Consider the following 5843-nt stretch of genomic DNA (forward strand, 5'->3'; position numbering starts at 1 on the left):
CACAAACCCCTGTGGGAGCGAGCTTGCTCGCGATAGCGATGGAACTGGCGACATTGATGTTGAATGTCAGCCCGTCATCGCGAGCAAGCTCGCTCCCACAGGGATCTGCGTTGCATTCAGATCCCGGTGCCGACCTCCACCATTCAGCGTTGTTCGATTGGTACGAACTTGCGCTGTTCAACGCCTACGTACTCGGCGCTTGGACGGATGATGCGGTTGTTGGCACGTTGTTCGTACACGTGGGCGGCCCAGCCGGTCAGGCGCGAGCAGACGAAAATCGGTGTGAACAACTTGGTCGGAATGCCCATGAAGTGGTACGCCGAGGCATGGTAGAAATCGGCGTTCGGGAACAGTTTCTTCTGCTCCCACATGGTCTTGTCGATGGCTTCGGACACAGGGAACAACACCTTGTCACCCACTTCGTCAGCGAGTTTTTTCGACCAGCCCTTGATCACCTCGTTACGCGGATCGTTGTCCTTATAGATCGCGTGGCCGAAGCCCATGATCTTGTCCTTGCGCTCGAGCATGCCGAGGGTGCCCTTGATCGCGTCTTCCGGCGTCGAGAAACGCTCGATCATTTCCATCGCCGCTTCGTTGGCACCACCGTGCAGCGGGCCGCGCAGCGAGCCGATGGCCGCCGTGATGCACGAATACAGGTCGGACAGGGTCGACGCGCAAACACGTGCGGTGAAGGTCGACGCGTTGAACTCGTGCTCTGCGTAGAGGATCAGCGAAACGTTCATCACCTTGACGTGCAGCTCGCTCGGTTTCTTGCCGTGCAGCAGGTGCAGGAAGTGGCCGCCGATGGACGGCTCGTCACTCACGCAATCGATGCGCTTGCCTTCGTGGCTGAAGTGGTACCAGTAAGTCATGATCGCCGGGAACGCGGCCAGCAGGCGGTCGGTCTTGTCGTGTTGCTCGGAGAAATCGTTCTCCGGTTCCAGGTTGCCGAGGAACGAGCAACCGCTGCGCATCACGTCCATCGGGTGGGCGTCGGCGGGGATGCGTTCCAGCACTTCTTTCAGTGCTTGCGGCAGGTCACGCAGCTTGCTCAGTTTGTCGATGTAGGCGTTCAGTTGCGCTTTGTTCGGCAGCTCGCCGTACAGCAGCAGGTAGGCGACTTCTTCGAACTGTGCGTCAGCCGCCAGTTCACGTACGTCATAACCACGATAGGTCAGACCGGCGCCCGACTGCCCCACGGTGGACAGTGCGGTTTGCCCGGCTACCTGGCCACGGAGCCCGGCGCCACTGAGTACTTTTGCTTCGGCCATTTTTTGTCTCCAATATTCTTTTTGTCAGAGAAACCTGTAGGAGCGAGCCTGCTCGCGAAGGTGGATGTAACACCTCGGTGCATCATGGACACCACGTAATCGTTGACGTCCATCGCGAGCAGGCTCGCTCCTACATATAAAAGGTTCGATTACTTCTTAGCGGCGAACAACGCATCGAGCTTCTGCTCGAAGGTGTGGTAGTCGATGCGATCGTAAAGCTCCATGCGCGTCTGCATGGTGTCGATGACGTTTTGTTGCGTGCCATCGCGACGGATCGCGGTGTAGACGTTTTCTGCGGCCTTGTTCATGGCACGGAACGCCGACAGCGGGTACAGCACCAGCGATACGTCGGCAGCGGCCAGCTGTTCGGTGGTGTACAGCGGCGTCGCGCCGAATTCGGTGATGTTGGCCAGGATCGGCGCTTTCACACGGCTGGCGAACAGCTTGTACATGTCCAGCTCGGTGATAGCTTCCGGGAACACCATGTCCGCACCGGCCTCGATGCACGCGGCGGCGCGATCCAGGGCAGACTCCAGGCCTTCCACCGCCAGGGCGTCGGTACGGGCCATGATCACGAAGCTGTCATCGGTACGCGCATCGACGGCGGCCTTGATGCGGTCGACCATTTCCTGCTGGGTCACGATTTCCTTGTTAGGACGGTGACCGCAGCGCTTGGCGCCAACCTGGTCTTCGATGTGAATCGCCGCGGCGCCGAATTTGATCATCGACTTGACGGTGCGAGCGACGTTGAACGCCGAGGAACCGAAACCGGTATCCACGTCCACCAGCAACGGCAGGTCGCAAACATCGGTGATACGGCGCACGTCGGTCAGCACGTCATCCAGGCCGGTGATGCCCAGGTCAGGCACGCCGAGGGAGCCGGCAGCCACCCCGCCACCCGACAGGTAGATCGCCTTGAAACCGGCGCGCTTGGCCAGCAGCGCGTGGTTGGCATTGATCGCGCCGACCACTTGCAGTGGGTGTTCGCTGGCGACCGCATCGCGGAAACGCTGGCCTGGTGTGCTCTTGTTCAAACTCATGACTCACCTCGTTTGGCTGTCGGGTTGACGCCGTCCTGGTAATGACGGGCGATATTGCGTTTGGAGGCGCCGATGTGACGGCGCATCAACAACTCGGCCAGCTCACCGTCACGGTCGGCGATGGCATCGAGAATGCGGTGGTGCTCGGCGAACGCCTGGTGCGGGCGATTGGGCGTGGTGGAAAACTGGATGCGGTACATGCGCACCAGTTGATAGAGCTCGCCGCAGAGCATTTGGGTCAGCGTGCGGTTGCCGCTGCCCTGGATGATTCGGTAATGGAAGTCGAAATCGCCTTCCTGCTGGTAGTAGCCTCTCCCGGCCTGAAACGCCTCATCGCGCTCGTGGGTTTCCAGGACCCGACGCAGCTCGTCGATTTCTTCGACGCTCATGCGCTCGGCGGCGAGGCGACAGGCCATGCCTTCCAGGGATTCGCGGATTTCGTAGAGTTCCAGCAGCTCAGCGTGATTGAGCGACACCACCCGCGCGCCGACATGCGGCACGCGAACCAGCAGGCGCTGGCCTTCCAGACGGTGGATGGCCTCGCGCAACGGGCCACGGCTGATGCCGTAGGTGCGTGCCAGCTCCGGTTCGGAGATTTTGCTGCCCGGCGCAATCTCGCCTTTGACGATAGCCGCCTGAATGCGTCGGAAGACGTTCTCGGACAGGGTCTCCGTATCGTCTTGCGCTGAAACGGGGGGATCGAGTTGATCCAGCATATTGTCGACACCTTGTGAGCCAGTGCCGCAAAAACTAACKAATACAGGCGACACAGTCAAAGGTTAAATCGATATTGTCGACAATCTTCTGATAACCGGCTGCACCATAACGAAGCAACCCCTCTGTTTATAGCCACCGGCCAGCGCTGGCGCCATCAAACTACCGTGCTAGAATGCCGCCCGCATTTGTTTGTCACATCTGCACTGCCTGTCATAAAAACCTGACAGGCATACGAGGGAGCTTGCGCAGCGATGCCAGGGCCTTGAATCAAGTCGGACCGCTGCGCACCAGGATTTATGAGACTCAAGCCCTTCCCTGCCTTCCTTTATTTCCTTTGCATGCCCGGCTTCGCAATCGCCGGGGAAAAGACCGTGTATGGCCTCAATGAGTACGCATCGCTCAATGGCATCGATCTGGAAGTGGCGGCCAAACTCGACACCGGGGCAAAAACCGCGTCCCTGAGTGCACGGGATATCAAACGCTTCAAACGCAACGGCGAGTCGTGGGTGCGCTTTTATCTGGCCATCGACACCGCCCATTCGCACCCGATCGAACGCCCGCTGGCCCGTGTCAGCAAGATCAAGCGCCGGGCCGGCGACTACGACCCGGAGGAAGGCAAGAAGTACACTGCCCGCCCGGTGATCGAACTGGACATCTGCATGGGCTCGGCCCTGCGCAGCATCGAAGTGAACCTGACCGACCGCAGCGCTTTCCAATACCCGCTACTGATTGGCTCCGAAGCCCTCAAACGCTTCGATGCACTGGTCGACCCCAGCCTTAAATATGCTGCCGGCAAACCCGCCTGCACCACCGACGCTTATACCGCCGAGTAATTCAAATGCGCTCTCTTACCCTTCATCTGAAACTGCTGATCGCCATCCTGGTGGCGCTGGGCATTTCAGTTACGGCCTATCAGATCTTCGTACTGGGCATCCCGGTGACCGAAGACGCCACTGACGACCTGTGGAACATCGACGCCAAGGTCGAGTTCGTCGCCAGTGCCAAGGACCCGGTCAAGATCCAGATGTTCGTGCCGCCGCTGAGCCGCGACTTCGTCAGCCTCAACGAGAGTYTCATCTCCAATAACTACGGCGTGGCCGTGAACCGGGTCGACGGCAACCGCAAGGTCACCTGGTCGGCGCGCCGGGCCAAAGGCAATCAGACGCTGTATTACCGCCTGGTGCTGACCAAGCGTTATTCCGGTGAGAAAGCCAAGATCAAAGGCCCGACCTTTCGCGACAGCATGGCCATCGAAGGTCCGGAAAAAATCGCCGCCGAAGCTCTGCTCGCACCGATTCGCCAGCACTCGGCCGACGTCGAAACCTTCGTCGGCGAATCCATCAAGCGAGTCAACAACCTCAACGACGACAACGTGAAGCTGTTGCTGGCCGGTGATCCGTCCACCGCACACAAGGCAAAAATCGTCGAGTTGCTACTGTCCATCGCCCACGTGCCGGTCGAGAAGGTCCACACCATCCGCCTGGTGGCCGACCAGCCGCAAATACCGGAACTGTGGCTGCGCAGTTTCAATGGCACCAACTGGCTGTACTTCAACCCGGAAACCGGTGAACAGGGCCTGCCGACCGACCGCCTGCTGTGGTGGACCGGCGACGAAAACCTGATCACCGTCGACGGCGGCAAGAAAGCCAACGTAACCTTCAGCCTGAACAACAGCGAAATGAACGCCATTCGCCTGGCCAAGCTGACCGACGAAAACACCGACGCCAACTTCCTCGAGTACTCGCTGTACGGCCTGCCGCTGCAAACCCAGCAGACCTTCATGATCATGGTGATGATCCCGATCGGCGTGCTGGTGATCCTGATCCTGCGCAACCTGATCGGCATCCAGACCCTCGGCACCTTCACCCCGGTACTGATCGCCCTGGCCTTCCGCGAAACCCAGCTCGGCTTCGGCATCATGCTGTTTACCATCATCACGGCACTGGGCCTGTCGCTGCGCTCCTACCTTGAACACCTGAAGCTGCAAATGTTGCCGAGGCTGTCGGTGGTGCTGACCTTTGTGGTGGTGTTGATCGCAGCCATCAGCCTGTTCAGCCATAAACTCGGCCTGGAGCGCGGCTTGTCGGTGGCGCTGTTCCCGATGGTGATCCTGACCATGACCATCGAACGCCTGTCGATCACCTGGGAAGAACGTGGCGGCGGCCATGCGATGAAAGTGGCCATTGGCACACTGTTCGCCGCGTCCCTGGCGCACCTGATCATGACCGTGCCGGAACTGGTGTACTTCGTGTTCACTTTCCCGGCGATCCTGCTGATCCTGGTGGGTTTCATGCTGGCCATGGGTCGTTATCGCGGTTATCGCCTGACTGAACTCGTGCGTTTCAAGGCTTTCCTGAAAAAGGCTGACGCCTGATGTTCGGCTTCTGGAAGACCTGGAAGGCCCTGGAAGCCCGAGGCATCATGGGGATCAATCGGCGTAACGCAGACTATGTGCTCAAGTACAACAAGCGCAGCCTGTACCCGATCGTCGATGACAAGATCATCACCAAGGAGCGCGCCATCGCCGCCGGCATCCATGTGCCCGAGCTGTATGGCGTGATCTCCACCGAGAAGGAAATCGACAATCTCGAAGAGATCATCGGCGCACGCAGCGACTTCGTGATCAAACCGGCCCAGGGCGCTGGCGGCGATGGCATCCTGGTCATCGCCGACCGTTTTGAAGGCCGATATCGCTCGGTGTCCGGCCGGATCATCAGCCATGAAGAAATCGAGCATCAGATTTCCAGCATCCTGACCGGCCTGTACTCCCTGGGCGGTCACCGCGACCGGGCGCTGATCGAGTACCGTGTGATTC

At 59.6% G+C, this 5843-nt stretch carries 5 protein-coding genes and 1 pseudogene; 3 read left to right on the plus strand and 3 right to left on the minus strand.

Annotated elements, in window-relative coordinates; translation table 11 throughout:
- Positions 1 to 143: 143 nt before the first annotated feature.
- The 3 genes from prpC to ACXRVY_RS15265 form a co-directional block, all read right to left on the minus strand.
- Entirely contained in the window at positions 144 to 1271 is a 1128-nt protein-coding gene (prpC, locus tag ACXRVY_RS15255) for a bifunctional 2-methylcitrate synthase/citrate synthase (RefSeq protein WP_223462939.1), read from the minus strand.
- A gap of 149 nt (positions 1272 to 1420) precedes the next feature.
- Complete coding sequence (prpB, locus tag ACXRVY_RS15260; protein ID WP_223462940.1) at positions 1421 to 2311, minus strand: methylisocitrate lyase; 891 nt, start codon at positions 2309 to 2311, stop codon at positions 1421 to 1423.
- Positions 2308 to 3027, minus strand: coding sequence for a GntR family transcriptional regulator (locus tag ACXRVY_RS15265; RefSeq protein WP_411740714.1), 720 nt, complete (start codon positions 3025 to 3027; stop codon positions 2308 to 2310). Before ACXRVY_RS15265 ends, prpB begins: the two co-directional genes overlap by 4 nt.
- A 297-nt stretch (positions 3028 to 3324) precedes the next feature.
- Between ACXRVY_RS15265 and rloA the strand changes: the two genes are divergently transcribed.
- From rloA to rloC, 3 genes and pseudogenes are all read left to right on the plus strand, one after another.
- Positions 3325 to 3861, plus strand: a complete 537-nt coding sequence (gene rloA, locus ACXRVY_RS15270; RefSeq protein ID WP_223462941.1) for a retropepsin-like aspartic peptidase RloA — start codon at positions 3325 to 3327, stop codon at positions 3859 to 3861.
- Positions 3862 to 3866: 5 nt separating this feature from the next.
- On the plus strand, positions 3867 to 5402 hold the full coding sequence (gene rloB, locus ACXRVY_RS15275; RefSeq protein ID WP_458237684.1) for an osmotic stress tolerance membrane protein RloB: 1536 nt from the start codon (positions 3867 to 3869) through the stop codon (positions 5400 to 5402).
- Positions 5402 to 5843 (plus strand): annotated as a pseudogene (gene rloC / locus ACXRVY_RS15280) (alpha-L-glutamate ligase-like protein RloC); the annotation flags it as partial. The gene rloB and the pseudogene rloC, both read left to right, overlap by 1 nt.

This window comes from Pseudomonas sp. P5_A2_2 (assembly GCF_054177685.1).